Origin of the sequence: Frankia sp. R43 (assembly GCF_001306465.1) — a bacterium.
GTDB classification, from domain to species: domain Bacteria; phylum Actinomycetota; class Actinomycetes; order Frankiales; family Frankiaceae; genus Parafrankia; species Parafrankia irregularis.
On record NZ_LFCW01000009.1, the window covers coordinates 75,850 to 102,800 of the forward strand.

The 26,951-nt window shown below is 71.7% G+C and carries 28 protein-coding genes; 17 read left to right on the plus strand and 11 right to left on the minus strand.

Going from position 1 to position 26,951, the window contains the following annotated elements:
• Positions 1-67: 67 nt before the first annotated feature.
• Both ACG83_RS32400 and fabG read right to left on the minus strand, forming a co-directional pair.
• Entirely contained in the window at positions 68-1,279 is a 1,212-nt protein-coding gene (locus ACG83_RS32400) for a magnesium and cobalt transport protein CorA (RefSeq protein ID WP_083473815.1), read from the minus strand.
• A gap of 205 nt (positions 1,280-1,484) precedes the next feature.
• Positions 1,485-2,246, minus strand: a complete 762-nt coding sequence (gene fabG, locus ACG83_RS32405; RefSeq protein ID WP_054570079.1) for a 3-oxoacyl-ACP reductase FabG — start codon at positions 2,244-2,246, stop codon at positions 1,485-1,487.
• A 321-nt stretch (positions 2,247-2,567) separates the two neighbouring features.
• Here fabG and aceB point away from each other — a divergent pair, with 321 nt between their 5' ends.
• The 4 genes from aceB to ACG83_RS32425 all read left to right on the plus strand — a co-directional run bounded on the left by aceB (position 2,568) and on the right by ACG83_RS32425 (position 8,085).
• On the plus strand, positions 2,568-4,229 hold the full coding sequence (gene aceB / locus ACG83_RS32410; RefSeq protein ID WP_054570080.1) for a malate synthase A: 1,662 nt from the start codon (positions 2,568-2,570) through the stop codon (positions 4,227-4,229).
• Positions 4,226-5,053, plus strand: coding sequence for an IclR family transcriptional regulator (locus ACG83_RS32415; RefSeq protein WP_200931421.1), 828 nt, complete (start codon positions 4,226-4,228; stop codon positions 5,051-5,053). The genes aceB and ACG83_RS32415 overlap by 4 nt, the downstream gene beginning before the upstream one ends.
• A gap of 295 nt (positions 5,054-5,348) precedes the next feature.
• Positions 5,349-6,953: an alpha/beta hydrolase gene (locus ACG83_RS32420; protein ID WP_054570081.1), complete on the plus strand. Its 1,605-nt coding sequence runs from the start codon at positions 5,349-5,351 to the stop codon at positions 6,951-6,953.
• A 379-nt stretch (positions 6,954-7,332) separates the two neighbouring features.
• Complete coding sequence (locus tag ACG83_RS32425; RefSeq protein ID WP_054570082.1) at positions 7,333-8,085, plus strand: dienelactone hydrolase family protein; 753 nt, start codon at positions 7,333-7,335, stop codon at positions 8,083-8,085.
• Between the two features lie 16 nt (positions 8,086-8,101).
• On the opposite strand, the gene ACG83_RS47675 is transcribed toward ACG83_RS32425, so the two are convergent.
• Positions 8,102-9,442: a hypothetical protein gene (locus ACG83_RS47675; RefSeq protein ID WP_054570083.1), complete on the minus strand. Its 1,341-nt coding sequence runs from the start codon at positions 9,440-9,442 to the stop codon at positions 8,102-8,104.
• Positions 9,443-9,570: 128 nt separating this feature from the next.
• Here ACG83_RS47675 and ACG83_RS32435 point away from each other — a divergent pair, with 128 nt between their 5' ends.
• From ACG83_RS32435 to ACG83_RS32480, 10 genes are all read left to right on the plus strand, one after another.
• The gene (locus ACG83_RS32435) at positions 9,571-10,263 is read left to right on the plus strand and encodes a bifunctional 2-polyprenyl-6-hydroxyphenol methylase/3-demethylubiquinol 3-O-methyltransferase UbiG (protein WP_063793292.1); all 693 of its coding nucleotides are present in this window, start codon (positions 9,571-9,573) and stop codon (positions 10,261-10,263) included.
• A 74-nt stretch (positions 10,264-10,337) separates the two neighbouring features.
• Positions 10,338-10,697 (plus strand): VOC family protein, encoded by a 360-nt coding sequence (locus ACG83_RS32440; RefSeq protein WP_255354796.1) that lies wholly within the window; start codon positions 10,338-10,340, stop codon positions 10,695-10,697.
• Between the two features lie 125 nt (positions 10,698-10,822).
• Positions 10,823-11,224: an NUDIX hydrolase gene (locus ACG83_RS32445; RefSeq protein ID WP_369812938.1), complete on the plus strand. Its 402-nt coding sequence runs from the start codon at positions 10,823-10,825 to the stop codon at positions 11,222-11,224.
• A gap of 53 nt (positions 11,225-11,277) precedes the next feature.
• Positions 11,278-12,084 (plus strand): ABC-2 family transporter protein, encoded by an 807-nt coding sequence (locus tag ACG83_RS32450; protein ID WP_054570086.1) that lies wholly within the window; start codon positions 11,278-11,280, stop codon positions 12,082-12,084.
• An 85-nt stretch (positions 12,085-12,169) separates the two neighbouring features.
• The gene (locus tag ACG83_RS32455; protein WP_054570329.1) at positions 12,170-12,991 is read left to right on the plus strand and encodes an ABC transporter permease; all 822 of its coding nucleotides are present in this window, start codon (positions 12,170-12,172) and stop codon (positions 12,989-12,991) included.
• Between the two features lie 41 nt (positions 12,992-13,032).
• Positions 13,033-14,040 carry an ATP-binding cassette domain-containing protein gene (locus tag ACG83_RS32460; protein ID WP_083473817.1) on the plus strand — a complete coding sequence of 336 codons (1,008 nt, stop codon included), beginning with the start codon at positions 13,033-13,035 and terminating at the stop codon, positions 14,038-14,040.
• A gap of 123 nt (positions 14,041-14,163) precedes the next feature.
• On the plus strand, positions 14,164-15,312 hold the full coding sequence (locus ACG83_RS32465; protein ID WP_235498329.1) for a hypothetical protein: 1,149 nt from the start codon (positions 14,164-14,166) through the stop codon (positions 15,310-15,312).
• Positions 15,313-15,393: 81 nt separating this feature from the next.
• On the plus strand, positions 15,394-16,020 hold the full coding sequence (locus ACG83_RS32470; RefSeq protein ID WP_054570087.1) for a helix-turn-helix domain-containing protein: 627 nt from the start codon (positions 15,394-15,396) through the stop codon (positions 16,018-16,020).
• Positions 16,021-16,084: 64 nt separating this feature from the next.
• Positions 16,085-16,648 (plus strand): dihydrofolate reductase family protein, encoded by a 564-nt coding sequence (locus ACG83_RS32475; protein WP_054570088.1) that lies wholly within the window; start codon positions 16,085-16,087, stop codon positions 16,646-16,648.
• Between the two features lie 30 nt (positions 16,649-16,678).
• Positions 16,679-17,470 carry an ATPase gene (locus tag ACG83_RS32480; RefSeq protein ID WP_083473778.1) on the plus strand — a complete coding sequence of 264 codons (792 nt, stop codon included), beginning with the start codon at positions 16,679-16,681 and terminating at the stop codon, positions 17,468-17,470.
• Positions 17,471-17,485: 15 nt separating this feature from the next.
• Here ACG83_RS32480 and ACG83_RS32485 read toward each other — a convergent pair whose 3' ends face one another.
• Entirely contained in the window at positions 17,486-18,442 is a 957-nt protein-coding gene (locus ACG83_RS32485; protein WP_054570089.1) for a 1-aminocyclopropane-1-carboxylate deaminase/D-cysteine desulfhydrase, read from the minus strand.
• 111 nt (positions 18,443-18,553) lie between these two features.
• On the opposite strand from ACG83_RS32485, the gene ACG83_RS32490 reads away from it, so the two are divergent.
• Entirely contained in the window at positions 18,554-19,021 is a 468-nt protein-coding gene (locus ACG83_RS32490) for a Clp protease N-terminal domain-containing protein (RefSeq protein ID WP_161934823.1), read from the plus strand.
• 104 nt (positions 19,022-19,125) lie between these two features.
• On the opposite strand, the gene ACG83_RS32495 is transcribed toward ACG83_RS32490, so the two are convergent.
• Entirely contained in the window at positions 19,126-19,914 is a 789-nt protein-coding gene (locus ACG83_RS32495; RefSeq protein ID WP_152991602.1) for an alpha/beta hydrolase, read from the minus strand.
• Between the two features lie 287 nt (positions 19,915-20,201).
• Between ACG83_RS32495 and ACG83_RS32500 the strand changes: the two genes are divergently transcribed.
• Entirely contained in the window at positions 20,202-20,723 is a 522-nt protein-coding gene (locus ACG83_RS32500) for a hypothetical protein (RefSeq protein ID WP_235498330.1), read from the plus strand.
• 137 nt (positions 20,724-20,860) lie between these two features.
• On the plus strand, positions 20,861-22,135 hold the full coding sequence (locus ACG83_RS32505; protein WP_152991590.1) for an APC family permease: 1,275 nt from the start codon (positions 20,861-20,863) through the stop codon (positions 22,133-22,135).
• 74 nt (positions 22,136-22,209) lie between these two features.
• Here the strand turns inward: ACG83_RS32505 and ACG83_RS32510 are convergent, their stop codons facing one another.
• The 6 genes from ACG83_RS32510 to ACG83_RS32535 form a co-directional block, all read right to left on the minus strand.
• Positions 22,210-23,310, minus strand: coding sequence for a CU044_5270 family protein (locus ACG83_RS32510; RefSeq protein WP_054570092.1), 1,101 nt, complete (start codon positions 23,308-23,310; stop codon positions 22,210-22,212).
• The gene (locus tag ACG83_RS32515) at positions 23,307-23,885 is read right to left on the minus strand and encodes an RNA polymerase sigma factor (protein WP_054570093.1); all 579 of its coding nucleotides are present in this window, start codon (positions 23,883-23,885) and stop codon (positions 23,307-23,309) included. Before ACG83_RS32515 ends, ACG83_RS32510 begins: the two co-directional genes overlap by 4 nt.
• Before the next feature lie 112 nt (positions 23,886-23,997).
• Complete coding sequence (locus ACG83_RS32520) at positions 23,998-24,759, minus strand: class I SAM-dependent methyltransferase (protein ID WP_054570094.1); 762 nt, start codon at positions 24,757-24,759, stop codon at positions 23,998-24,000.
• Positions 24,760-24,762: 3 nt separating this feature from the next.
• Positions 24,763-25,533 carry a hypothetical protein gene (locus tag ACG83_RS44725; protein WP_054570095.1) on the minus strand — a complete coding sequence of 257 codons (771 nt, stop codon included), beginning with the start codon at positions 25,531-25,533 and terminating at the stop codon, positions 24,763-24,765.
• 27 nt (positions 25,534-25,560) lie between these two features.
• Complete coding sequence (locus ACG83_RS32530) at positions 25,561-26,625, minus strand: hypothetical protein (protein WP_054570096.1); 1,065 nt, start codon at positions 26,623-26,625, stop codon at positions 25,561-25,563.
• Positions 26,612-26,914 (minus strand): hypothetical protein, encoded by a 303-nt coding sequence (locus ACG83_RS32535; RefSeq protein WP_200931422.1) that lies wholly within the window; start codon positions 26,912-26,914, stop codon positions 26,612-26,614. Before ACG83_RS32535 ends, ACG83_RS32530 begins: the two co-directional genes overlap by 14 nt.
• Positions 26,915-26,951: the final 37 nt, after the last annotated feature.

Consider the following 26,951-nt stretch of genomic DNA (forward strand, 5'->3'; position numbering starts at 1 on the left):
TGCGTTGCTCCCCGCTAGGCATGCCCGCCACATCCAGGGACACACCAGGGTTCGGACACCCCAGGTTTCAGAGCCAGCCGTTGCGGCGGAACGCCCGGTAGAGGGACAGACAGATGACAGCCATCAGCGTGAGGACCGCCGGGTAGCCCCAGACCTCGCGCAGCTCCGGCATGTGCTCGAAGTTCATCCCGTAGATGCCGGCGATGGCGGTCGGGACGGCGCCGATGGCGACCCAGGCGCTGATCTTGCGCATGTCCTCGTTCTGGGCGATGGTCACCTGCGTCAGCGTCGCCTGCAGGATCGAGGACAGCAGCTCGTCGAGGTGGGCGACCCGCTGGGTCACCTGGACGAGGTGGTCGAACACGTCCCGGAAATGGTCGCGCACATGCGGGTCGATCATCGGCAGGGCGGTGTCCGACAGCATGCGCAGCGGCCCGTTGAGCGGGGTGACGGCGTGCTTGAACTCCAGCAGCTCGCGCTTGAGCTGGTAGAGCTTCTCCACCGGGGCCCGGGCGGAGCGTTCGAACACCAGCGCCTCGACGGCGTCGACGTCGGCGTCGAGACGTTCCACCAGCGCCAGGTAGTTGTCGACGATCCCGTCGCACACCCCGTGCAGCACCGCGGACGGCCCGTGGCGCAGCATCGCGGGCTGCCCCTCCAGGTTGGCGCGCAGCTGCTCGAGGGCACCGTGGTTGCCGTGCCGCACGGTCACGACGAAGTCCGGGCCGATGAAGACCATCACCTCGCCGGTGACGACGACCTCGGTGTCCTCGGCGAGCTCCTCGTGCTCCACGTAGCTGGCGGTCTTGAGAACCATGAACAGCGTGCTGCCGTACAGTTCGATCTTGGGGCGCTGGTGCGCGACGATGGCGTCCTCCACCGCGAGCGCGGGCAGGCCGTAGAGCTCCGCGATCGAGGTGAGCTCGGTGGCGCTGGGCTCGAACAGCCCCACCCAGGCGAACGCGCCGTGGTGGCGGCGGGCGATGCGGGCCGCGGTGAGCAGGTTCGAGCCGTCGGGCACCCGGCGGCCGTCGGCGTAGACGTGGCAGGCCACGACCCGTCCGGACGGGGCCTCGCCCGTGCCGGGGGCGGGCAGCCGGCGCTTGGGCCGGGCCCGCACGAGGGAGACGGGGCGGGCCAGCGCGCCGGCGAGGAGGTCCCGCAGCGCGCCCACCCCGTGGTCGTGGTCGTGGTCCGCTCCGTGTTCGTGAGGTGCACTGTGTTCGTGAGGTGCACTGTGCGCGCGGTCCGCGGTGTGACCAGCGGATGGGCCGGACAGGCGGTCGGGATCCTGCTCATGGTTCACGCCGTCCGCCTCCGCACGATCACTCCCGCTCCCCGCCGCCGCCCGCCCGACATTCGCCCGCGTCCCGCCGGGACGGAATCCCGGGGTCGTTATGTCCATCCTGGCGGACGGGGGAGAAGGGGGAACGCGCGGCCGGCACCAAACGCCTGCCGGGCCTGGCGCCGCGGCGGGTCCGCGGTCAGGCCTTCGGGCCGCCGGCGACGTAGAGGATCTGCCCGGAGACGAAGCTCGCGGCCGCACCGACGAAGAACGACACCGCGTTGGCGATGTCGTCGACCTGGCCGGGGCGCCCGACCGGGATCGCCGCCGTCGCCGCGGCCACGTACTCCTCCCAGCCCACCCCCATGCGCTGGGCGGTCGCGCGGGTCATGTCACTGACGATGAAACCGGGCGCGACACAGTTCACGGTGATGCCGAACTTGCCCAGCTCGATCGCCAGCGTCTTGGTGAAGCCCTGCAGGCCGGCCTTGGCGGCCGCGTAGTTCGCCTGCCCACGGTTGCCCAGCGCCGAGATGCTGGACAGGTTCACGATCCGGCCCCACCTCGCGTCCACCATGTACTTCTGGGCGGCGCGTGACATGAGGAACGAGCCGCGCAGGTGCACGCCCATGACCGAGTCCCAGTCGACCTCGGTCATCTTGAACAGCATGTTGTCGCGGGTGATGCCGGCGTTGTTGACCAGCACGGTCGGCGCGCCCAGCTCGGCCGTGACCCGGGCGACCGCCGCGTCGACCGCGACCGCGTCGGCTACGTCGGCGCCGAGGCCGATCGCCCTTCCGCCCGCGGCGACGATCGCCTCGACGGTGCTCTTCGTCGCGGACTCCTCCAGGTCGAGCACGGCCACCGCCAGGCCGTCGCCGGCCAGGCGCTGCGCGATGGCGGCGCCGATGCCACGGGCGGCTCCGGTGACGATCGCGACGCGGGTTGGGGACTCGGGCACGGGAACGTCTCCTTCGGCGGCGGCGACGGTGGCGGGCGCGGGCCGCGCGCGGCGGCCCGTCGCAGCCAAGTCAACCGGCCCACCGCGCCCACCGCCACCGCGCTGACCTGGGCCTTTGTCAGGCCGTCCGGGGCCTTTGTCAGGCTGTGCGGTCAGCTGGCCGGACCGGTGCCAGGTGCGGGCACCGGGTGGCGCCAGTCCGTCGCCCACCCGCGGCCGCGGATAGGATTCCGTCATACGAAGTGGATGTTCCAGCTGGTGGAACTCCAGGCTCGTCACCCGATCCGCGTGGACGTCCCCGATCCGTGAAGGAGAACCGCGATGGCCGGTCCGAACACCCCGCCCGGAGTCGAGATCGTCCGGCCGCAGGTGCCGGGCGCGGAGCAGATCCTCACTCCGGAGGCGCTCACCCTCGTCGCCGACCTGCACCGCCGGTTCGGCGCGACCCGCGGCGACCTGCTCGCCCGCCGAGCGGCGCGGCAACGGGAGCTTTCCACCGGCGCGGACCCGGACTTCCTGCCCGAGACCAGCGGCATCCGCCTGGGGCAGTGGCAGGTCGCGCCACCGGCGCCAGGCCTGGTCGACCGCCGGGTCGAGATCACCGGGCCGACGGACCGCAAGATGACGATCAACGCGCTGAACTCCGGCGCGAAGGTCTGGCTGGCCGACTTCGAGGACGCCAACACCCCGCTGTGGGAGAACATGATCAGCGGGCAGCTCAACCTGCGGGACGCCCTCGCCGGCACCATCAGCTTCACCAGCCCCCAGGGCAGGGCCTACACCCTCGCCGCCACCGCCACCACCAGCCCGACCGGGGCCACCGGGGCGAGCACGACCACCACCACGATCGTCGTGCGGCCCCGCGGCTGGCACCTCGACGAGAAACACCTGCTGGTGGACGGCGAACCGGTCGCCGGTGCGATCGTCGACTTCGCCCTCTACGCGGTGCACTGCGGCCGCCGTCAGCTCGACGCCGGCTCCGGGCCCTACTACTACCTGCCGAAGACCGAAAGCCACCTCGAGGCACGGCTGTGGAACGACATCTTCACCCACACCGAGGATGCGCTCGGCTTCCCCCGCGGCGCGATCCGCGGCACGGTGCTGATCGAGACGATCCTCGCCGCGTTCGAGATGGAGGAGATCCTCTACGAGCTGCGGGAGCACTGTGCCGGGCTGAACGCCGGCCGCTGGGACTACCTGTTCAGCATCATCAAGAAGTTCCGTGACCGGGGGGAGGCGTTCACGCTGCCCGACCGCAACGCCGTCACGATGGCCGCGCCGTTCATGACCGCCTACGCCGAGCTGCTCGTGCGCACCTGCCACCGCCGCGGCGCGCACGCCATCGGCGGGATGGCCGCGTTCATCCCCAGCCGGCGCGACCCGGCTGTCAACGCCACCGCGCTGGCCAAGGTCCGCGAGGACAAGACCCGCGAGGCCGGCATCGGCTTCGACGGCTCCTGGGTCGCCCACCCCGACCTGGTGCCGGTGTGCCGGGAGGTGTTCGACGGTGTGCTCGGTGACCGGCCCAACCAGATCAGCCGCACCCGCGAGGACGTCACCGTCGACGCCGCCGCCCTGATCGACCTGACCACGACCCCGGGTTCCCCGACGCTCGCCGGGCTGCGCAACAACGTCAGCGTCGCCCTGCAGTACCTGCGCGCCTGGCTCGCCGGCTCCGGAGCGGTCGCGATCTTCAACCTGATGGAGGACGCGGCCACCGCGGAGATCTCCCGCTCGCAGATCTGGCAGTGGCTGCACAACGGTGTCGTGCTGGTGGGGGACAGCGGTGTCGCCGACGTCCCGGTGACCCGTGAGCTGGTCGAACGGGTCGTCGCCGAGGAGCTCGAGGTGCTGCGGGCGGCACTGGGGGAGAGCTACGACGCCGACGGCTTCGCCCGGGCGCGGGACCTGTTCGTCGAGGTCGCCCTCGCCGACGACTTCGCCGACTTCCTGACCGTGCCCGCCTACCAGCGCATGCCATGACCTCGCCGGCGGCCGATCCGCCGGTGGGCCCACCAGCGGACGGCGCACCGAGCCCGCCGCCCGCGCCGGAACGGCCGGCGGGCTCGGTGCAGTCCGTCGACCGTGCGCTGGCGCTGGTCGAGCTGCTGGCCGCGGCCGGCGACGGCGCCGGGCTCACCGACCTCGCCCGTGCCACCGGCCTGCCGCAGCCGACCGTCCACCGGCTGCTGCGGGCGCTGCACGAACGCGGCTGGGTGCGGCAGGACGCCGATCGCCGCTACGCGCCCGGTGCCCGGCTGATCGGGTTGGGCAACGCGGCGCAACGGCTGCTCGCCGCCGGCGCCGAGCCGTTCCTCGGCGAGGCCGTGGCGGTGTCGGGGGAGACGGCCAACCTCGCGGTCCTGGAAGCCGACCAGGTGGTCTATGTGGCGCAGGCCGCCTCGCCGCGCCGGCTGCGCATGTTCACCGAGATCGGCAACCGGGCGCCGGCGCACAGCACCGGGGTGGGCAAGGCGATGCTGGCGTTCCTGCCGGAGCCGGCACTGCGGGCGCTGCTCGAGCGCAGCGGCCTGCCGCGGCGCACCGCGACCACGATCACCGAACCGTCGGCACTGCGCGCCGAGCTCGCTGCCATCCGACAACGGGGCTACGCGACAGACGACGGCGAGGAGGAGGCCGGTGTGCGCTGTGTGGCCTTCCCGCTGACGGACCTGTCCGGCCGGGCGCCCGCCGCGCTTTCCGTGTCGGGCCCGGCCAGCCGGATCACGGCCGCCGACGTCGAGCCGCTCGCGGCCCGGCTGCTGCCTGTCGCGGCGGCCTGCGCCGACCACCTCCTGCGCCGCTGACCTGTGGAACAGGGGATCAGAACAAGATAGTCAACAGTGTTGACGCCCCCGGGTGGGCAGAAATGATCTTGAGGTCCCGACCCATGTCGGGCTGATCGTAGAAACGCCTGGTTTCCCGGGATCACGGCGGCGGAACCGTCCACCGTGATCCTGACTGGCGATGAGACTCCACACTTCCGACATCCGGTCGGCCACCAGACGACAACCTGGCAGACAACCCCTCGGCAGGCATCGTGGCGGCGCGCGGCGCGGCCGCGGGCGGCTACCCGCGCGCGGTACCGCGCTGGGCGCGGCGATGCTCGTCGGCGCAGCGTCACTCGTCGTGCCACGCGCCGGTGCGTCGGCCGCGGCCCTTCCCGTGGCAAGTGGGAATCCCCTGCTCGCACCCTTCGAAAGCCAGCCGGTGCGCTGGCATGAGTGCCAGATCGGCCCGAACGACGCGGTCGGCGGCTACCTGGACAACGTCGGTGCGCAGTGCGCCGACGTCAGCGTTCCGCTGGACTACGCACGCCCGACCGGGCAGACGATCACCGTGGGGCTGGCCCGGATCCGCGCGGTGGACCAGGCGCACCGGCGCGGTCCGCTCATGGTCAACCTGGGCGGGCCCGGCGGCGGCGCGGTGGACGCCGTCGCCGACATCCGCGCGATGCTCGGCCCGGCGGCGGACCGCTTCGACCTGGTCGCGATGGATCCCCGCTTCGTCGGTCGCAGCTCGGCGCTGGACTGCGGGCCGGCCCTGGGCGCCGACTGGCTGCGTGCCGCCGGGCCCGACCAGGACAGTTTCGAGCGGGTGGCCGCCGAGCAGGCCGCGACGGCCGCGGGCTGCTCGGCGCACGCTGATGTGCTGCCGTTCGCCTCGACCCGCAACACCGCGCGGGACATGGACGTCGTCCGCGCGGCGCTCGGGGCGGCCACGACGTCCTACCTGGGCTACTCCTACGGCACCTACCTCGGGGCCGTGTACATGCAGATGTTCCCGGACCGGGTGGACCGGTTCGTCCTGGACAGTGTGGTGGATCCGGCGACGTACAGCCCGCGGGTGCTGCGCGGCAGCGGGGATCTGCTCGAGGCGGCGCTGGGGGAGTGGGCGGCCTGGGCCGCCGGGCAGGACGCGCAGTTCGCGCTGGGGCGCACCGCCGCGCAGGTGCTGCATGCCGTGGACCGGATCTACCAGGCCGCCGCACGCCGGCCGTTGACCGTGGACGGTGTGCGCTACGACGCGTCGGACATCCCTCGGCTGCTCATCGCTTCGCTGATCGATGACAGTGAGGACGCCGCGGCGGTTCTCGCGATGGGCGTGCGTGCCTTCGTGGACGCCGCGGACGGCCGTGCCCCGGCGACGAACCCCTACCTCACCGAGTTCCTCCAGGGGCTCGCGACGGATGGTCCGGCCCTGCCCGGTGCCCACGCACACGCGGGAACCGACGCCGACGCCGGCGCTGGCGGCTCGGTGGTCAGTGCGTTCCAGAGCGCGCAGCTGGCGGTGCTGTGCGGTGACGTGCCGGCACCCCGGATCGCCGATGACTATCTGGCCGACGTCCGCCGGCACACCGGCGCACAGCGGCATGTGGCCGGTGCGATCTGGAACATCACGCCGTGTGCCTTCTGGCCGGTGCGGCCGGTGGAGCCACCGACGCGGGTCGCGAACGCGGTTCCGGCGCTCGTCGTCGCCGCCGAGAAGGACAACCGCACGCCCTACGCGGGTGCCCGGGCCCTGCACCGGGTGTTGAGCGCCTCCCGCCTGGTGACGCTTCGGGACGCCCGGGTACATGGGGTGTACCCGGGGCGCAGCGGGTGCGTGGACGGCGCGGTCAACGGCTATCTGCAGAACGGGACGTTGCCGAGGGGCGACGTGACCTGTACCCGGCCACCGGCCGCGGTGGGCTCACCGCCGGAGTGAGACCGTCTGCCGGTGTCCGCCCACCTCCGCAGGTCGGGCCGGCCACCGGCATCCCACTCCTTCTCCCCTCAAGATAATCAACAGTGTTGACGACCTGGCTCTACCATTTTTGATCTTGATTGCCCCTAGAACCCATCGAACCTCCCGTTTCGATCACCTCACTACAAACATCGCGCCTAACGGCGCGGAGTGACTTGATCGTTTTGTCTGCGTACCGGATCGGCGTCAGCACGCAAAGCGGAACCCGCCTGCCACATCGCCGTGTCCTGCCTGGTAGACGTCATGTGATGTGGGTGGGCCACGTCGAGGTCACCTACCGGTGCTCGCCCACCGGGCCCGGAGTGCCAGGTGACATGACTGGAAGGCGAAGGTGCGGACAATGGCGTTTACCCGGCGTGACGTAGTGACAGCGGACGGCGTGCTCGACACCTATCTGTTCGCGCCAGGCGGCGGAACCCCGGTACCGGTTGTGATCATGCTGCCGGATGCCTTCGGTGTGCGGGACACGGTGCTGGGCATGGCGCAGCGGCTGTCTGGCTCGGGTTATCTGGTCGCGGTGCCGAACATCTTCTACCGGACGGATGAGGCGACCACCGGCTCGGTCTCGACGGACTTCTCGGATCCGTCGCTGCGGGCGAAGATGGGTGATCGTTTCACCCGGGCGACTCCGCCCGCGGTGATGGCCGATCTCGGTTCGCTGCTCGATGCGCTCGCGAGCGAGCCGGGTGCGGTGGCCGGTCCGGCCGGGATCATCGGGTACTGCATTGGCGGCCGGCTGGCGTTCACCGCGGCGACGGCGCTTGGCGAGCGGATCGCGGCGGCGGCGTCGATCCACGGTGGCGGGCTGGCGACGGACGATCCGTCGAGTCCGTATCACCAGGCCGGGCAGATCCAGGGCGCGTTGTACATCGCGGCGGCGCGCGACGACAGCCATCACACCGAGGCGGACCATGCGCGGCTGCTGGCCGCGTTGGATGAGGCGAAGGTCGACTACGAGGCCGAGGTGCTCCCGGCGTTGCACGGCTTCGCGATGCCGGATTTCGCCGTGTACGACGAGGCGGCGGCGCAGCGTCACTGGGAGCGGTCGCTGGCACTGTTCGATCGGACGCTTCGGGCACCGGCGGCCGGCTGAGCTGGGTTGAGCCCGGCTAGGCGGTCTCCGTCGTCGGCTCGGTTCTCTCGGCCGGACCCGGCTCCCCCGCCCGTGGCGGTGGGGCGAGGTGTGCGAGGTGGGTGCGGGCGGCTCGGAGCTCGGCGGTGAGGTCGTCGACCTGGCGTTCGGCGCGTTCCGCGCGGGTGCGGGCTTCCGCGCGGGCGTCGGCGAGGGCTGCGAGGCGTTCGGCGGCGGCCTGCTGTTCGGCGTGCAGGCGCGCCGCCGCTTCGGCGCGGAGGTGTTCGAGCTGCTCGGCGGCGGCGGCGCGGGCGCGTTCGAGTTCTTCGGCCGCGGTGGTGCGGGCACGTTCGGCCTCGGTTTTGGCCGCGGTGTGCAGGCGGGCGAGTTCGTCGCGTTCGCGGCGGGCGTCGTCGCGGATGCGGTCGCGGTCGGCCCGTAGATGGTCTCGGTCGGCGCGGAGCTCGGCGAGGTTCGCGGCGTCGCGTTCGGCGGTCTGCGCTGCGGTGTGCAGGGCGGCGGCGAGTCGGTCGCGTTCAGATGTGAGTTCGGTGCGGGTGCGTTCGGCGTCGGCGTGGATGCGGGTGATCTCGGCGGCCGCGTCGGCGCGGGCGCGTTCGATGTCGGCGGCGGCGTGGTCGCGGGTTTCCTGGATGCGTGCCTCGGCGGTGGCGTGTGCTTCGGCGACGGCGGTGGCGGCGTGTGTGCGGGCGGCCGCGGCTTCGGTGTGGGCGGTGGCGGCGGCGGTTTCGCTGGCGGTGAGGCGGGCTTCGGCGTTTTCGAGGGCGGCGACGGCTTCGGCGGCGACGGCTTCGGCTTCGGCGCGGGCGCTGTGTTCGGCCCGGGCGGCCTGTTCGGCGCGGACGGCGCGGGCGACGGCTTCGGCGACCCGTTCGGCGGCTTCGGCTTCGGCGGCTTCGACCTGGGCTTCGGCGCGGGCGACGTCGCCGAGGCTGGCCATTTCGCGGGCGAAGGCGTCGAGGTTGCGGGTGAGGTCGGTGGTGAGGGTGCGGATCTGGGCGGCGAGTTCGTCGGCGCGCAGCCGGCCGCTGGCCAGGGGGCGGTGGGCGGTGGGACGTTCGCCGCCCTGGTCGGGGCTGGTGGTGGTGTCGCGGCGGGCGAGGTCGCGGCGTCGGCGGTAGGCGGCGAGCCGGTTGTGGTTGGGGTCGTCGCAGTAGGCCGGGGGGCGTCCGGGTCGTTCGGTGGGGGTGATCGGCCGGTCGCAGCCGGGGAACGCGCAGGTCGGTGTGGTGGCGGCGGTGTTGGTTGTGGTGGCGGGGGGTGTGTTGTCGGGGGCGGGCTGGCCGGTGGCCGCGGCGGCTGTGGGCTCGTCGTGGGTGGGCGTGGGAGTCGTCGCGGTGTCCTCGGCCGGGCTCATGCTCCGGTTCTACCGGATGGACCAGGTGACCGAGGGTGTGCGGCAGGTGTGCCGCCTTGTTCCCTGTGGTCCGGGGAGGTCGTGGGGGTGGTTGGTGGGGGTTGCGGGGCGCCCGGGATGCTGGGGGCATGTTGGATGAGCAGGGCTGGGAGCAGCGGTACGCGTCGCGCGAGACGGTGTGGAGTGGTCGTCCCAACGGCCAGTTGGTGGAGCGGGCGGGTGGGTTGGAGCCGGGGCGGGCGTTGGACGCCGGCTGCGGTGAGGGCGCGGACGCGTTGTGGCTGGCGGAGCGTGGCTGGCAGGTGCTGGCGGTGGATTTCTCGGCGACGGCGTTGCGGCGGGGGAAGGCCGCGGCGGTGGATCTGGGGCGGGCGGTGGCGGCGCGGGTGATGTGGATGCGGGCGGATGTGATGACCTGGTCGGGGTTGGATGCTCCGGTTGGGCGTTCCGGTGGTGAGGGTGGGCGGCCGGCACGGGTGCCGCGGTTTGAGACCCGGTTTGATCTGGTGTCGGCGCAGTTCGTGCATGTGCCGGCGGATCGGCGGGCTGGGTTGGTGGCGCGGCTGGGTGGTGTGGTGGCGCCGGGGGGTTCGTTGCTGATGGTGGGGCATGATCCGGCCGATCTGGCGTTGGGGATTGGCCGTCCGGAGGCGGCGGATCTGTGTGCGGCGGCGGAGCTGGCGGGGTTGTTGGATCCGGTGGAGTGGGAGGTGTTGGTGGCGCAGGCGTGTCCTCGGTCGGTGGTGGTGGATGGCGGGGAGGTTGTTGTCCACGATGCGGTGCTGCATGCTCGGCGCCGGTTGGTTGAGTCTGTGGGCTAGTTCGGGTTTCTGGCTGGAGCTGCCGGCGGTTCGGGGTAGTGTGCGGCGCCGTGGCGGTATCGCGGCGGGTTTTCGTGTCGTTGGACTGTGCCGAGGGCTCGGAGGGGCCGTTGGCGCGTTTCTGGGCGGCGATGCTGGGTGGGGAGGTGGGGTTCACCGGTTCGACGGGTGCGGTGGGGGTGCGTGCGGAGGGTTTGTGGATTGTGGCGTTTCCGGTGCCGGGGTATGTGGCGCCGACGTGGCCGCACGCTGGGGTGCCGAAGCAGATTCATCTCGATCTCGCTGTGGTGGATCTTGAGGCTGCGGTTGCGGAGGCGGTGCGGTTGGGTGCGGTGCCGGCGGCGGTGCAGCCGGATCCTGCTGGTCGTTGGCGGGTGTTGTTCGATCCGGCTGGTCATCCGTTCTGTCTGACGACGCTGGCTCCGCCGGAGTGAGTTCCGGCGGTGGGGATCGGCGGCCGACGTCCGGTCGGCGGGCGGGCCGTCGGGGGCCGGTGGTGCTGCGGTGTCTGGGGGCGTCGGCGCAGGTGCCGTTCGCGGCGGTGACGAGTGTCAGTGTGGTGGTGGTTGCTGGGGATGGTGCTTTGGTGTTGGCGGATCTGGCGCGTGGGTGGGATCTTCCCGGTGGTCATGTGCAGCGGGGTGAGACGGGTGCGGAGCAGACGGCGCGGCGTGAGGTGTGGGAGGAGGTTCGGGTTCGGGTCGGGGTGTTGGAGCCGGTCGAGGTGATCGAGTCGGATCTGTTCGGTGCCGATGATCTGACCTACATGCTGGTTTTCGCGGCGCGGGTGGCTGAGTTCGCCGAGTGGTCCGGTGGGTTGGAGTCGGCGGGGCGGGTGGTGGTGTCTGCGGAGGAGTTTCTTGCTCGTTATCGGGGTGGGGATCCGGTGCTGATGCGGCATCTGGTGGGGCGGGGGTTGGCGGTTCTGGGTTCTGGGGTCCGGCCGGCTGATTCGTCGTAGCTGGTCGTCGGTGGTCCGCCAGTGTGCGGTCGGGCTGTATTGTTGGTGGTTTTGTGCGGGTGACGGTGCGGGTTTACTGGCTGCTTCTGGTGGCCGGGTTCCGCCGTCAGTCGACGTATCGGCTGGCCGCGTTGAGCGGGCTGGTCACGAATGTGACGTTTGGGTTGTTGAAGGTGGCGGTGCTGCTCGGTGCGGTCCGGGCGGCGGGTGGTGAGGTCGGTGGGTATGACGTCGCGCAGATGAGTACGTATATCTGGCTGTCGCAGGCGATGCTCGGTTCGGTGAACTTCTGGGGTGCCAGTGAGTTCGCGGAGCGGATCAAGGATGGTCAGGTCGCGGTGGATTTTCTGCGGCCGTTGGATGTGCAGGCCGCGACGGTGACGGTGGAGGTCGGGCAGGGGTTGTTCGCGTTTCTTCCGCGGGGGGTGCCGCAGCTTGCGATCGGTGGGCTGGTGGTCGGGATGACGTGGCCGCGGTCGGTGGTGCTGGTGGTGTTGGGTGTGGTGAGCCTGCTGATGGCGGTGGTGATCTCGGCGGCGACGGTCTATCTGGTGGCGACGGCGGGGTTCTGGCTGGTGGAGACCCGTGGGGTGCAGCTGGTGTACATGGTGATGTCGGGGTTTCTTGCCGGGTTGTTCGTGCCGATCAGCCTGTTTCCGCGGTGGTTGGAGCTGGTGGCGCAGGTGACGCCGTGTCCGTCGATGCTGATGTATCCGGTGACGATCCTGGCTGATCGGGTGGATGTGGCCGGTGCGTGTGTGCTGCTGGCGGTGCAGGGTTTCTGGCTGGTGGTTGTCGGTGGGGCCGGTCAGGTGCTGACGCGGGCGGGGCGGCGGCGTCTGGAGATTCAGGGTGGTTGAGCCGCCTGCTGTCGAGCCGCTGGCCGCGGTGTCTGCCGTGACCTCGACCGCTGTGCCTGCTGTGCCCGTGTCGGGGCTGGTGGAGGTGGAGCCGGTTGCCCGGTGGCGGGATCGGCTGCGCCCATATGGGGCGGTGCTGGCGTCGCGGGCCCGGTCTCAGCTGTCGTATCGGACGAACTTCGTCCTGGATCTGGTGAGTTCGTTGTTGTCGGCGGTGGTGGAGCTGGCCGAGGTGTGGGTGGTGTTCCATGCGGCGACGCGGCTGGGTGGGTTGGAGTTCCGGCAGATGCTGCTGGTGTTCGGTCTGGCTGATCTGGCGTTCTCGCTGGCGGATCTGGTGTTCGGGCATTGTGACCGGCTGCCGACGTATCTGCGGGCGGGCACGTTGGATGTGTTCTACCTGCGGCCGCAGCCGCTGCTGGCGCAGCTGATCACCAGTGAGGTGAGTCTGCGGCGGTTGGCGCGGGCGTCGGTGGGGCTGGTCGCGTTGGTGGTCGGGCTGGTGCTGTGTGACATCGACTGGCGGCCGGCGTCGGTGGTGTTGCTGGTGAGTTCGCTGGTCAGTGGGGTGGCGGTGTTCGCGGCGCTGTTCGTCGCGGCGGGTGGGCTGCAGTTCTTTCTGGTGGATGGTCGGGAGATGACGAACGCGTTCGTGTACGGGGGTCGGTATGCGGCGACGCAGCCGGCGTCGGTCTGGGGCCGGCCGTTGCGGCTGGTGTTCGGGTTTTTCGTCCCGATGGCGTTCACCGGGTATCTCCCGGCGCTGGTGTTGTTGGGATTGCCGGGGCCGGCGTGGTTGCCGGGGTGGCTCGGCTGGTGTGCTCCGGTGGCGGCGGTCTGGGCGTGGTCGGTGGCGTTGGGGTGCTGGCGGCTGGGTGTTCGGCATTATCAGGGAGGTGGCGGTTGAGCGCGGAGGGTCTGCTGCCGCGGGCGCGGGGCTCGGCGGAGGTGCCGGCCGCCACCGGAGAGACCGTGGTGGAGACGGTCGGGTTGACGAGGCGGTTCACTGTTCGTGACGGGGTGCGGCGCCGGCAGGTGAGCGCGGTCGAGGACCTCACGGTGCGGATCGGTGCGGGTGAGGCGGTCGGGTACATCGGTGCGAACGGTGCCGGGAAGTCGACGACGATCAAGATGTTGGCGGGGATCCTGGTGCCGACGGCGGGCACTGTGCGTACGTGTGGGTTGCGTCCGGTGAAGGATCGGCGGCGGCTGGCCCGTCAGATCGGGGTGGTGTTCGGGCAGCGGTCGCAGCTGTGGTGGGACCTTCCGGTGTGGGAGTCGTTGCGGATTCTGGCGGCGATTCATGCGCTGCCGGCGGCGCGGCGGCGGGCGCGGACGGATGAGCTGGTGGAGCGGTTGGAGATGGCGGAGTTCTGGTCCGTCCCGGTGCGTCAGCTGTCGTTGGGGCAGCGGATGCGGGCGGAGATCGCCGCGGCGTTGCTGCACTCCCCCCGGCTGGTGATTCTGGATGAGCCGACGATCGGGCTGGATGTGCTGTCGAAGCAGCGGTTGCGGGAGTTCCTCGTCGAGGAGCGGGCGGCGTATGGCACGACGTTGCTGTTGACGACGCATGACATGGGTGATGTGGCGCGGCTGTGTGAGCGGGTGCTGGTGATCGACCATGGCCGGTTGGCGTTCGATGGTGCGTTGGCGGGTCTGGCGGGGGCGGCGGGGGCGGATCGGGTGCTGGTGGTTGATCTCGCGGAGCCGGCGGCGGATCTGGAGGTGGTGGGTGTGGTGGCGGCGCGGCATCTGGGCAGTGAGGGTCGGGGTCTGCGTCAGCGGTTGGCGTTCGACGCGGAGGTGACGACCGCGGCGCGGGTGCTGGCGGCGGTGTCGGCGCTGGTGGAGGTGGTGGATTTCCGGGTGGAGGAGCCGGATATCGAGGATGTGGTTCGTCGTCTTTATGCGGCGACGCGTCACCCGCCTGACGCCTCGACGGTCGAACATTCATAGCCGAAGGATCGTCTGCGCCGAGCTGTTGTCCGAGGTTTGGTGAACCGATACGTGTGACCGCGCGTCTGTATCGCCATGGGAACCTGTCTGGTCGGTGTATCGCGTCGGTTTGCTCGGTTTGCCATGACCTGGCGGGCCGCTGTTTCCTGCTGCGGCGGCCTGCGCGGCCGGCGGGGTGGCCTGTGCGCGATGGTGTCGATGGTGTGGGTGCCCGCCGCGGTGCTGCTGGTCGGTGGTCTGGCCGTGGCGTGCGCGTCAGCGGGCGGCGACGTGACGGGCCGGCGTGGGCCGGAAGCCTCGGCACCAGGCGACCATGGGACGGGCGACCATGGGTCAGGCGAGGTGTCGGAGGCGTCCGAGGCGGGGTGGCGATCGGAGTCCTTCCGGGACATGGTGGTGGAGGTCCCGGTCTCGTGGGAGCCCGCGCCGGCGCCGGGTAGCGACTGGTGCGCCGCGGTCGAGGGCCGGCGGGAGGCCTTTCCCGTCACGCCGTACGTCGACAGTGGAGGTCCCTACCGGGCCGTGATGACGATTGGCTGCCCGGGCGGTGGGGAGGGGCCGGACCTGCATGGCGGCGGTGTGCCTCGTGAGTACTGGTCGCCGCATGTCTGGTTCGCCGCCACGCCCGCCGCGGGTGGGATCGAGGAGGTGCCGGACGGGCGGGTGAGTGCGGACGGCTGGACCCGGCTCGTGCGCACGGTGGGTTCGGCGAAGGTGTTCGTCCTGACGGATGGGGCGCACCTCGACGACGCCGAGCGGATCATTGCCTCCGCGCGCCGGGTCACGGTCGATGATCATGGCTGTGCTGCCAGCTCACCGATCCAGGCCGGTGGGTTCGTCCGTCCAGGTGCGCCGTTCGATGTGGCCCGGCTCGACGTGGTGGACACGGTCGCGGTCTGTCACTACGACCTGGGTAGCCCGGTGGGCAGCCCCGGCCTGCTGGCGTCGCGTGAGCTCGGCGGGGCCGAGGCCGCCGCGCTGCTGGCGGCGATCAGGGCGGCGCCGGTGGGTGGTGGCCCGGATACTCCGGGGACCTGCGTGACGGACATGTGGGGGGACACCGCGATCGTGCTTCGTCTGACGGCGGGTGGGTCAGCCCGTGAGGCCTACGTCTACTTCGACTGGTGTTTCGGTAACGGCATCGATGACGGGACCACGCTGCGGGCGTTGACCACCGGCAACTGCGCGCCGCTGTGGTCGGGACGGATCACGCAGTCAGCGGGAAGCGCCGCGCCGTTCCAGGTCTGCCATCCCGACAGCCGCCGTCGGTGAGCGATGAGCCTGACGCAGACGCCACACGCCGACAGCTATCCCCTCCTTGACAAATTTTTTTGTCGGCAGGATGCTCGGTGCATGCTGGACGTGGCGGTGATCGAGGAGACGGGTGCGGCGGAGGCGTCGCTGGATCCGGTGCGGGCGCGGCTGCTGGCCGCGCTGGCGGTACCGGGGTCGGCGACGACGCTGGCCGCGCAGACGGGGCTGACCCGGCAGAAGGTCAACTACCATCTGCGTGCGCTGGAGGCTCACGGGCTGGTCGAGCTGGTCGAGGAGCGCCGTAAGGGCAACTGCACCGAGCGGGTCCTGCAGGCGACGGCCCGCTCGTATGTCATCTCACCCAGCGCCCTGGCCGACGTCGCTCCCGACCCGGACCGGGCCCGCGACCAGACGTCGGCGCGGTGGCTGATCGCGCTGGCGGCCCGGCTCATCCGGGAGGTCGGCGAGATGCTCGCCGGTGCCACGGCGGCACGCAAGCAGCTCGCGACGTTCGCGGTGGACAGCGAGATCCGGTTCGGCTCGGCCACGGACCGGGCCGCGTTCGCGGCGGAGCTGTCCGACACCGTCACCGCGCTGGTCAGCCGCTACCACGACGCCGCGGCGCCGGGCGGGCGGCCGCACCGGCTGGTGATCGCCCTGCATCCCAGCCTGAAACCCCCGGGCGTCCCGTCGGCGCACCCGCCGGGCGACTCCGCCACCCCCTGACCGACACCACCGACACCTGCGGCGCACCTGCGTCGCAGACACGCCCCCACAAGGAGAACTTCTGATGCGCACCCTGATCGTGACCGCTTTCGTCTCCGTCGACGGCGTCATGGAGGCGCCCGGCGGTGAGTCCGGCTACCGCAACACCGGCTGGACGTTCAAGGACATCGACTTCGACCCCGCCGCCTACGAGATCAAGGGCCGTGAGCAGGAGGAGACCACCGCCCTGCTGCTGGGCCGCACCAGCTACGAGGCGTTCGCCCCGGTCTGGCCGACGATGGACGACTTCGCCGGTTACAACGCGATGCCCCGCTACGTCGTGTCGACCACCCTCACCACCGACGACGAGCGGTGGCCGGCGACGATCCTGCGTTCGGTCGACGACGTCGCCGCGCTCAAGGAGACCGACGGCGGGCCGATCGCCGTGCACGGCAGTGCGACTCTCGGCGCGAGCCTCGCCGACGCCGGTCTGGTGGACCGCTACCACCTGCTGGTGTTCCCGGTGCTGCTCGGTGCCGGCCGGCGCCTGTTCTCCGCCGCGGACAAGGACAAGACCATGCTGAAGCTCGTCGAGTTCGCGGCCTTCGGCAACGGTGTCCAGAAGCAGGTCTTCGACGTCGTACGCTGACCCCGGCTGATCACCTGGAGGAGAACTGTCATGTCCGAGTCCTCCGAGTCCTCCGACGCCGACGCCGTGGACGCCGTGGACGATCCGGGGCGGTCGTCCGCGGCGGGTGCCGGCCGCGAGTTCGCGATCGAACGCGAGCTGGAGGTCGAGGCGAGCCCGCAGGACTACTGGGACGCGGTCACCAGCGGGAACGCGGGCTGGCTGTGGCCCACACCCGCACCGGAGCCCAGGGTCGGTGGTGCCGTGGCCGGCGGCGGGACGGTGTGTGCCTGGGAGCCGCCGCACCATCTGGTCCTGCGCCACGACGGGCCGGACGGCTGGTTCAACCAGCTCGAGCACATCGTCGAGGCCCGCGACGGTGGCACGACGTGGGTGCGGTACGTGCACAGCGGCGTGTTCGTCGACGACTGGGACAACCAGTACGACGGCGCCGCCGCGCACACCGACTTCTACCTGCACACCCTGGCCCAGTACGTGCGGGACTACACCGGTCGCCCGGCCGCGTGGGTGAACGTGGACGCGCCCGCGGCGTCGCTGGCGGGCGGGTTCGCGGTGCTGCGCCGCGCGGCGGGTCTCACCGATGTGCGCCCCGGCGACCGGGCGACCCTCACCGTGGCCGGCCTGGCCCCGCTGGAGGTGGTCGTCGACTATGTGGCGCCGCATTTCCTGGGCCTGCACACCGCCGATGCGATGTTCCGGGTGTTCGGCCGGGACGCGTTCGGCGCCCCGGTTGCCGTCGTCGCCCACCTGTTCGCCGCGGATGCCGATCCAGGTGCGGTCGAGGGTGCGCTGCGTACCTGGCTCGGTGAGATCTTCGCCTGATCACGCCGAGGCGGGTCAGTGCGCGTCCTGGCCGGGCGGGTCGGTGCACCGGCCGGTGATGACGGCGGCGACCGTCGACCCGGGGGCGATCCGCCCGTCACCGGCCATCGTGAAGATGCCGTGCAGCATCTTCGCGACGTAGACCCAGTCCAGTACCACGCCGTGGCGGTCGGCGAAGTCGGTGATGAACCGGTCGAGGGTGGAGTTGCGGCGGGCGTAGCCACCGCAGTGGAAGTCCTCGACGACGGTCCAGTTCGCCGACACCGCACCGAAGGTGGCCTGCTGCAGGGCGGCGACGTGGCCGGGCAGGAACCCGCCGCGCAGCACCGCCACCCCCACCGCGTGCGGCCGCCGGCCGGCGGGTTGGGCGAGGCCGGCGGCGAGACCGGCGAGGGTCCCACCGGTGCCGGCCGGGACGAACACCACGTCCACGTCGGGGACCTGGGTGACCAGCTCGGCGGCGAGCTCCGCGCAGCCGCGCACCGCCAGCGTGTTGCTGCCGCCTTCGGGGAGCAGGTAGAACCGGCCGAACCGGTCGCGCAGCTCGGCGTGCAACGCCGGGTCGTCGCGGGAGCGGTACCGGCTCCGGTCCAGGTAGGTCAGGCGCATCCCCCGCGCCGCGGCGGTGGCCAGCACCGGGTTGAGCGGGTGGTGTTCCTCCCCGCGGATCACCCCGATCGTCGCGAATCCCAGATGCCAGCCGGCGGCCGCGGTCGCGGCGATGTGGTTCGAGTAGGCCCCGCCGAACGTCAGCAGGGTGTCATGGCCGGCCTCGGTGGCCGCGGTCAGATTGCGCGTGAGCTTGCGCCACTTGTTCCCCGGGACGTCGGGGTGGATCAGGTCGTCCCGTTTCAGCAGCAGGCGCACACCGCGGGCGGTGAGGCGTTCGTCGGCCACCTCGACCACGGGTGAGGGCAGCCGCGGCACCAGCCCCGGCCCGGCCGGGCGGTGTCGTCCCGTCTGCTCACCCACCGGACCAGCGTGCCACCGCCCACCGGCCGCACCGGCGCCGCATCCATGATCTGCTGGAGACAGGATCTGCCGGAGATCAGCTGTCGGGGTGGATCGGGCGAGGAGGTCGGTGTGAACGTCGAGACACGCGCCCTGCACGAGGCCCGTATCCGCGGTTGGAGTACCGCCGCCGGGCCACATCTGGTGCTGGCCCTGCTGTCCGAGCCGTCCGTGGCGACTGAGGTCCTCGCCGAACACGGCGTCACCTACGACCGGGTCGCCGGTGACGGTCAGTGGGGCGCGTTGGTGACGCCCCGAACCGACGGCGCTGTGGCTCCCCCTGACCGTGCGGCGCCGGGGATGACTCCCGACGCCTACAAGGTCTGCGGGCGGGCCGCGGGCCTTGCCCTCGCGGCCGGTTTCCCGCGGCCGCGCCCCGAGGACTGGCTGAGCGCCCTGGTGTATTCCGGTGACGGCATGGGTTTCGCCGCCGTCCTGCAGAGCCTGGGGGTGTCGGTGCTTGATGTCGTCGCGTCGATGCGCAGGCGTGGGCTGGTCCTGCCCCGGTCGAGGTCGCCCCGTTCACCCGGCCGCGGGTGACCCGCCGCCCCCGCCCCTGACGCGGAACGCCTCGGACGAGGGTGGCGGTGGAGGCGGCCACGGCCGGGTGAACGGCCGGGCCGCCTCCGATGGCTGTCCGATGGCTACCGGATCACCGGCTCGGTGTTGCCGGTGTTCTTGGTGTTCTCGGTGAGGTGGCGGGTGAAGAACAGCTCGGCGCTGGCCACCTCGAAGCGGGGCAGGTCCATGTGCCGGCCGGTGTTGGCGTGCAGGGTCTTCTCCGTGGCCGCGAAGGCGTCGAACAGGGCGAGGCCAGCCTCGCGGGGCACGAGCTCGTCGTCCCACTGCAGCAGGAACTGCACCGGGACGATGATCCGGGCCGCATCACCGGTGAGATGCGCCGAGCCGACGAGACCGAACACGGCCGCGGTGATCCGCGGTTCGGCGGCGACCAGCGGGATGCCGATCATGGTGCCCAGCGACACCCCCCAGTACCCGACGGGCACGCCGGGTGCGACGCATTCGAGGGTCTCGAGTGCGTCCAGGGTGGCCTGCCATTCGGGGACGGCCTGGTGGGCACGGGCGGCGTTGTCCTCGGCGAGCAGGTCGCCGACGGGTTCACCCGCCGCCATCCGCCGCTGCAGGTCGGCGAAGAACTGCTCGTCCGCGGTGGTTCGCGGCCGGTCACCGTGGCCGGGTGCGTCGATCGCCGCCGCGACGAACCCGCAGCGGGTCACATAGCGCTGTGCGCGGGCGAGGACCCCGGGGGCGTGGCTGTGCTGACCGCCGCCGTGGCCGAGCAGCACCAGCGGCCGGGCAGTGGCGGTGTCGGCCTCGGTTCCGGCGGGAGACCACAGCGCGCCGGTGATGCCGTCGACGGTGAAGCGACGTTCCCGGACTCCGGACGCGGTCGTCTGGGAGGTGACGTGCAGGTGCATAGGTTCGTTGCCTTTCGGGATGCCTCTTTCTGGGCGCTCCCGACGGCCGCCTGTGTCAGGCAGCCCGCCCCGCGGGGCGACGGAAGAGGGAGAGCACCCAGCCGGATACAGCGGTAATGGGTCTCACCTCCTGCGGCCGCAGCGGACGGACAGGGTGACATTACCAGCTCGGGTGGACCGAGCCATCGGCACCGTGCGTACCCGGGCGGACCCTGCAAGCAACGGAGCGGACGGATATCCCTATTGTCTCCCCTGGCGACAATAGGGGGCGTGGTCGGATGATGCGGGTGGTCCCGGTTCTCGGTGCTCTTGTCGGTGTGGTGTTGGCCGCCGGCTGTGGAGTGGTTCCCGATGTCCTGCCGCTGGATGACTGCACCGGCGCTGATCGGCGTTTCGCGAAGAAGCTGGACGCGCTCACGGTGCTGGAGATCCGTCCCAGCGGCGCGACCCTCATCCCGGGCGGCGCCAGCCATGGCTGCTCCGACAGCACGTACTTCCCGTACGCGTCCCGCTGGTACCACACCGGGATCTCGGCCGAGGAGGTCGCGGACTTCTACCATGACGCACTACCCGCGGCCGGCTGGAAACTGCGCCGCGCCGATCCCATCCACGCGCAGCAGCGGGTGTTCTTCGGGGCGCGGCTGTGCTTCACCCGGCCTGTCGACGGGGTCGAGACGTATCTGTCGGTGGGCTTTCTCGGTGCTCTCGACGCCGGCCCCGAGGATGTGCTCGGGTCAGGACCCGCCGATGTCGACCTGCATGTCATGGCCGACCCCGAGGACGGCCATGTGAACAACTGCTGACGTTTCCCGTGTGGCTGGGTGATGCGTGCGGATGGTCGCTGCTGGCCTTGTACGGTCCGTCGTGGGTTGGACCAGGCCTTCTGCTCCGTTTCGCGGGGCGGGGCGGGTGCGGAGTCGGCGGAGGGTGAGTCCGGGGCATGGCGTCGAAGGCAGCAGCTGAGCCGGTGCCGGACGAGCTGAGCCGACGACTGGGGGTGGCCGACGCGGTACTCGTCGGCCTGGGGGCGATGATCGGCGCGGGGATCTTCGCCGCGCTCGCGCCGGCCGCCCGGGCTGCCGGTTCCGGGCTGCTGATCGGCCTGGGGGCCGCGGCGGTCGTGGCGTACTGCAACGCCACCTCGTCGGCGCGGCTGGCGGCCCGCTACCCGGCGTCGGGGGGTACCTACGTCTACGGCCGGATGCGCCTGGGTGACTTCTGGGGGTATCTGGCGGGCTGGGCTTTCGTGGTCGGCAAGACCGCGTCGTGCGCGGCGATGGCGCTGACCGTCGGGGCGTATGTGTGGCCGGGTGGGGCCCATGCCGTCGCGGTCGCCGCGGTGGTGGCGCTCACCGCGCTGAACTACGCCGGGGTGCACCGCTCGGCGTTGGCGACCAGGGTGATCGTGGCGGTGGTGCTGGCGGTCCTCGCCGCGGTGGCGGTCGCCGCGCTGACCGCCGACGCGGCGGAGGTGGACCGGCTGCGGGTCGGCGCGGACATGACTGTGCGCGGGGTGCTGCAGGCGGCGGGCCTGCTGTTCTTCGCCTTCGCCGGGTACGCGCGGATCGCCACCCTCGGGGAGGAGGTCCGTGACCCGGCCCGCACGATCCCCCGCGCGATCGGGGTGGCACTGGGGATCACGCTGGTGGTGTACGCGGTCGTCGCGGTCGCCGTCGTGATGGTGCTGGGCCCGGAGGGGCTGGCCGGGGCCACGGCGCCGCTGACGGACGCCGTGCGGGTCGCCGGGGCCGGCTGGCTGGTACCGGTGGTGCGGGTCGGGGCGGCCCTCGCCGCGCTCGGATCGCTGCTCGCGCTGATCCTCGGGGTGTCGCGCACGGCGTTCGCGATGGCCCGTGACCGGCATCTGCCGCACCTGCTCGCGGCGGTCCATCCCCGGTTCGCGGTGCCGCACCACGCCGAGGTGGCCGTCGGTGTGATCGTCGCGGTCCTGGCCGCGACGGTGGATCTGCGCGGGGCGATCGGGTTCTCCTCGTTCGGGGTGCTGGTGTACTACGCGATCGCGAACGCCAGCGCCTGGACGCTCAGCGCGGCGGAGGGCCGCCCGCCCCGGCTGGTTCCCGTCGTCGGGTTCGCCGGCTGCCTGCTGCTCGCGTTCGCGCTGCCGGTGGCCGCGGTCGCCGGTGGTGGTGCCGTGCTGGCGGCCGGTGCGGGTGTCTACGCCGCCCGCCGCAGCTGGGGTGCCCGGCGCCGGTAGGGTCCATCGGTGCCGGTGGCCCCGCCACCTTCGCCCGACAAAGCCAGGTGGCGGGACATCAGATCAGCACGCGGTCAGCGTGGCGGTTCGGTGTTCTGGGTGTGGGCGGCGTCGAGGAAGGCGGTGTAGGAGATGACACCGGGGATGGGCACGTCGAGGGCGCCAGCGGTGCTGGTGAGAGTCTTCTCCTCACCGAGCAGGCGCCCGTCGGTCGGGTCGAACAGCAGGGTGTAGCGGGTGGGTAGCCCCGACATGGCGCTGTCGACGGCGACGGCGAGCGCGGGCCGGCCGGCCCGGTCGACGGCCCGACCCAGCAGGTACACCTGCGGTATGTCGGCGACGATGTCGAGGACAGCGGCACGAACCGGGGCGGACGGGGCCTGTTCGAGGTAGAGGTCGGCGACCGCGACCAGGGTCTCGGCGGGACCGTTCTCCACCGGATGCCCGGCGGCCAGCGCTACTGCGAGCCCAGCCGTGTCCGCGGGCAGGTCCGTCGGGTACATGGCGCTCAGCCCGCCGGGTGCGATGGTCTCGTCGCCCGGAGAAGGGCGGGGATGTCCTTCGTCCTCCCACGCCCGCCGTGCCTGCTCGGAGGGGAACTGTGGCTCGCCTGGGGCGGTCCTGACCCGCCCGGAGCCGTCGCCGGCACGCCACACCTCGCGGGTGACGGGCAGCACCGCGGAACGGACCGAGATCCCGTCGATACGGGTCGTCAGATCCCAGCTTTGGGTACGCACATAGTGATAGCCGGTGGTGGGTGGCGCCTCGCCGTCCTGGGTGTCTTCACCGCTGTGGGTCGCGCGCAGGCGATCGGCGAGGGTGTGGAGAACCTCCCGGGCGGTGCCCGGTTCGGCCTGGTAGGCCAACGACGGTGGCGTGGCCGCCTGCGCCGGTGACCCGACGGTGCCACGGGGCAGACCGAACTGGGTGGCGACGAGCGCCACCAGCACGGCGAGTACCCCGACCGGTGCCAGCCACAGCCCGCCGGTCCGCCGCCGGCTGCTGCGTCGGCGGCGCCGCGTTGTCCCGGCGTCCACGTCCACGGATGTCTCCAGGATGCGGGTGAGGACCTTCGCGCGGTCGGTCGTGGCCAGCCCGTCGTGGCCGTCGGCCGGGTCGTGTCCGTGCAGGAGGAGCCGGACCTTCCACACGTCGTCGGTGCTGGCGTCGGTCATGATGCCTCCTCGGTGACGGGGCGTGGGTGTGCCGGCGCGGCCGGACGCGTGGACGCAGGCGTGTGCTCGGAGGAGGGGGTGGTCGGCGTGGGGAGCTGTTCCTGCAGCCGCCGCCGGGCCCGGTGCAGGCGGACCGACGCAGCGCCGGGGCGTATCCCCAGCACCTGCGCCGCCTCGCGGACGCTCAGGCCATCCCAGCCGATGAGGGTGAGCAGTTCCCGGTCCGCGGTGGACAGCCGTCCCAGCGCGGCGCGCACCGTGTCACGTTCGACCAGCGTCTCGGCCGGGTTCCCGCCGGCGGGCGGGCGGTGCTGTTCCACGGCGAGCCGCAGCGCGTGACGTCTGGTCTCCCCGCGGCGCTGGTTGGCGACCACCCGGCGGGCCACCCCAAGCAGCCACGGCAGCGGCGGGTCGGGTACCTCGGGCAGGCGCCGCCATGCTGTCAGGAAGGTCTCCGCGGCGACGTCGTGCGCCGTGTGCCGGGGTACCTCGCGCAGCGCGTACCGCAGCACCGGTGTGTACTGCGCTTCGAACAGGGCGGTGAACTCCGCCTGTGGATCATTGATCCCCGCCACGTCACCACGTCTCCCCTCGGGTCCCTGCCGAGAGGATGTCCGGCACCGCTCCGGTCCTTACAGACGCCGATGGGTGTTCTCGTCGCAGGCTCCCGCAGCGACCGCGATGCGGTCAGGTCGGTTTGCGGGCTTCGATGAGGAACCGTGTGGTGTGCGCCTCGAAAGGCCCGTGGGCGCGGATGCGGTCGTGCAGCGCCGCGAGCTGCGGACGGCAGCGGTCGACGGTGAATCCCGGGACCATCCAGATCACTTTCCGTAGGAAGTAGATGACCGCGCCGACGTCGCGGAACTCGGTGTGCAGGGTCTCCATCCGCAGGTCGAGGACCTGTAGCCCGGCGGCTTCGGCGTCGGCGCGGGCCCGGTCGGGGTGGCGGCGTCGGCGCACCTCGGCGGGTTGGGAGCCGAGGAAGAACTCGACGAGCTCGAAGACACTGGCCGGGCCGACCTGCTGGGAGAAGTAGACACCCCCCGGGGTGAGGACGCGGCTGATCTCGTCCCAGCGGGTGGTCACCGGGTGGCGGCTGACCACCAGGTCGAAGGCTTCGTCGGTGAAGGGCAGCGGTGTGTGGCCGTCCGCGGCGACGACCAGGACGCCGCGGGGTCGCAGCAGCGCGGCGGCCCGTGCGAGGTTCGGTGGCCAGGACTCGGTGGCCGCTGTCCGGGTCGCCAGGCGGGGCACGCCGCCGAGGACCTCCCCACCGCCGGTCTCCAGGTCCAGCGCGGCAGTGGCGCGTGCCATCCGCCGGCCCATCGTGTGCGCGTACCGCCACGACGGGCGCTGCTCGCTGGCCCGCCCGTCCAGCCAGGAGAAGTCCCATCCGTCGACGGGCGCCGCCTCGGCCTCGGCGACCAGATCCTCGAATCGGCGCATCATCGGTCAGTGTCGCTCAAGGATGTCGGGCTCGCCCGGCGACGGCGGGGGCGGGCTCGTCTGCTGCGACCGTGGTGACGGTTCACATGCCTTCGTGGAACCGTCCCTGGCGGCGAGGTCCTCACGGAGGAGACGGGCGACAACGGTGGCGTAGGCGGTGACAGCGAAGACGACGATTCCCACCACGGCGGCGACGGCCCCGGACCTGATGACCGTGCTGTCGAGCCAGCCGGCGCCCTTGTCGGTCGCGTTGGCGGCGATGACGACTCCGAGGGTGCCTCCGAGGCAGCATCCGGATCCGATGCCGGTGCGGCTACGGACCTGTCTGCCGCCGAACCCGGAGGCCACGCCGCAGGGGACACCCAGGAGAACGGCTGTGGCCAGAGCGCCGGCACCGATGTGGTGAGCGCCGAGGCCGAGGAGAAAACCGGTGACCATACCGACGAAGCCCGTGACGAAGCGCTCCCCGGGTGGAGCGGGAGCAAGGACGGCGCGGGCGGCGGTGGTGCCGTGGCCGGTGAGCCGGTACATCCGCTGCGGCTGGCGTGGTTGCAGGTCGGGATCGGGGTGGCCCGGTGTGGGTTGGGTGTCGTAGCCGCTGGCCAGCCAGCCGGCGGCGTCGAGCCGGGCGAGGACGGTCGCGGCCGGACGCCCGTGACGGCGGGTGAGTTCGTGATCGCTGTAGCCACGGTGGGGGTCGCGTAGCAGGTACCGCAGCAGCATCTCGGTGGTCACGGCGAACGACGGGTGCGGCTGCGGGTGCCGGCGACTACGCACCCGGTAACCGTACTGATCGTCCTGCCCTCATCCCCGCGGCACCATCGACCTGCGGTGGGCGTAGGTCAGTAACACCAGCACCGCCACGGTCAGCGTGGTGTTCGCGGCGTATTTGGCCGGGTAGGACACGTCACCCAACGGGTCGACGACAAACGACAGGCCGGCGTTGACGAGCAGCGCGCCGCCGGCGGCGGCGAGGGCGTGCGGACGTCCCCATCTTCGCCGGCGGGCGAGGGTCGTCAGCAGCGCGGCGCCGCCGAGGAGGATCAGCAGGTCGACGGCGACACCGGGCCAGGTTGGTGGGAGCAGTTGGTGGGCGGTGAGCGCGATCACGACGGCGCCGGCAGGCAGCCACGGAGGGCGGTGGCGCCCCGCCGCGGGTATGACCGGCGGTGACGTGTGGCGGGGGTCCGGGCATGGTGCGGCGAAAGCCGCCGCGACGAGCAGGACCACGACGAGCGCGGTTGCGGCGAGCTGGGCCGGGGAGGCGCGGAAGGTACGGCTGGCGTCGTCGTGGATCAGCGCCGCGGCCGCCAGGTACAACACGGTCAGGGTGAGGATGCCGGGCCGGTGTAGCCAGGGCCGGTCGGCGAGGCGGGGTACGCAGGACTCGACGACGACGATCGGGGCGGTGAAGCTCCAGATGATGTGGCCGGTGAGGAAGTTCAGCAGGTAGTAGACGCTCAGGCCGGTGTCACCGAGGAGGGTGGGGGTGCGGTCGTCGTCCCAGGTCGGGTCGCCGGTGAGGTGGGGGTTGAACAGGCTCTGGTCGACGAGTCCGGCCTGGGTGAGGCCGAACGCGGCGGCAAGCAGGACCATGGTCGGCCAGCCACCGCCGATGCGGCAGGTCATCTCGCGAATGAGGACGGCGACGGTGCCGTAGAGCGGGACGAAGATGATCAGTCCGGCGAGCATGGTCAGGGGCCGGCTGATGCTGTCGGCGTAGCCGATGAGGTATTCGGCGCAGATCGGGGCGAGGACCGCCAGCCCGGCGGCGGCGATCAGCTGTGTCCGCCGCGCCCGTCCCTGTGAGGTGTCCGGTGCCGGGCTGGCGGGCTCGTGGGCCTGGCGGGGTCGTTCAGCTGTGGTCATGTCGGGTGCTCGTGCTGCCGGCGGCCGCGACGACGAGCAACCCGACGACGATCATGATGATGAAGCTGTAGATCTCATAGCCGGCGGGTGCGAGATGGCGCAGGAAGCCCATCACAGGTGGCCACCAGCCGAACGCCTCGCGGAGCAGGCCGCACAGGCCACCGACGGCGAGGACGCCGCCGAGGGCCTGCCCGGCGGCGGCCACGGGCCGCAGCGCCGGATCGGCCTGCGGCTGCGGGGATGGGGACGAGGACGGCTGGTCGGGCGGAGGCTGGTCGGGGGCGCTCATGTGATCGACGGTAGGGAGGGCGGGTCAGCCGTCGCAT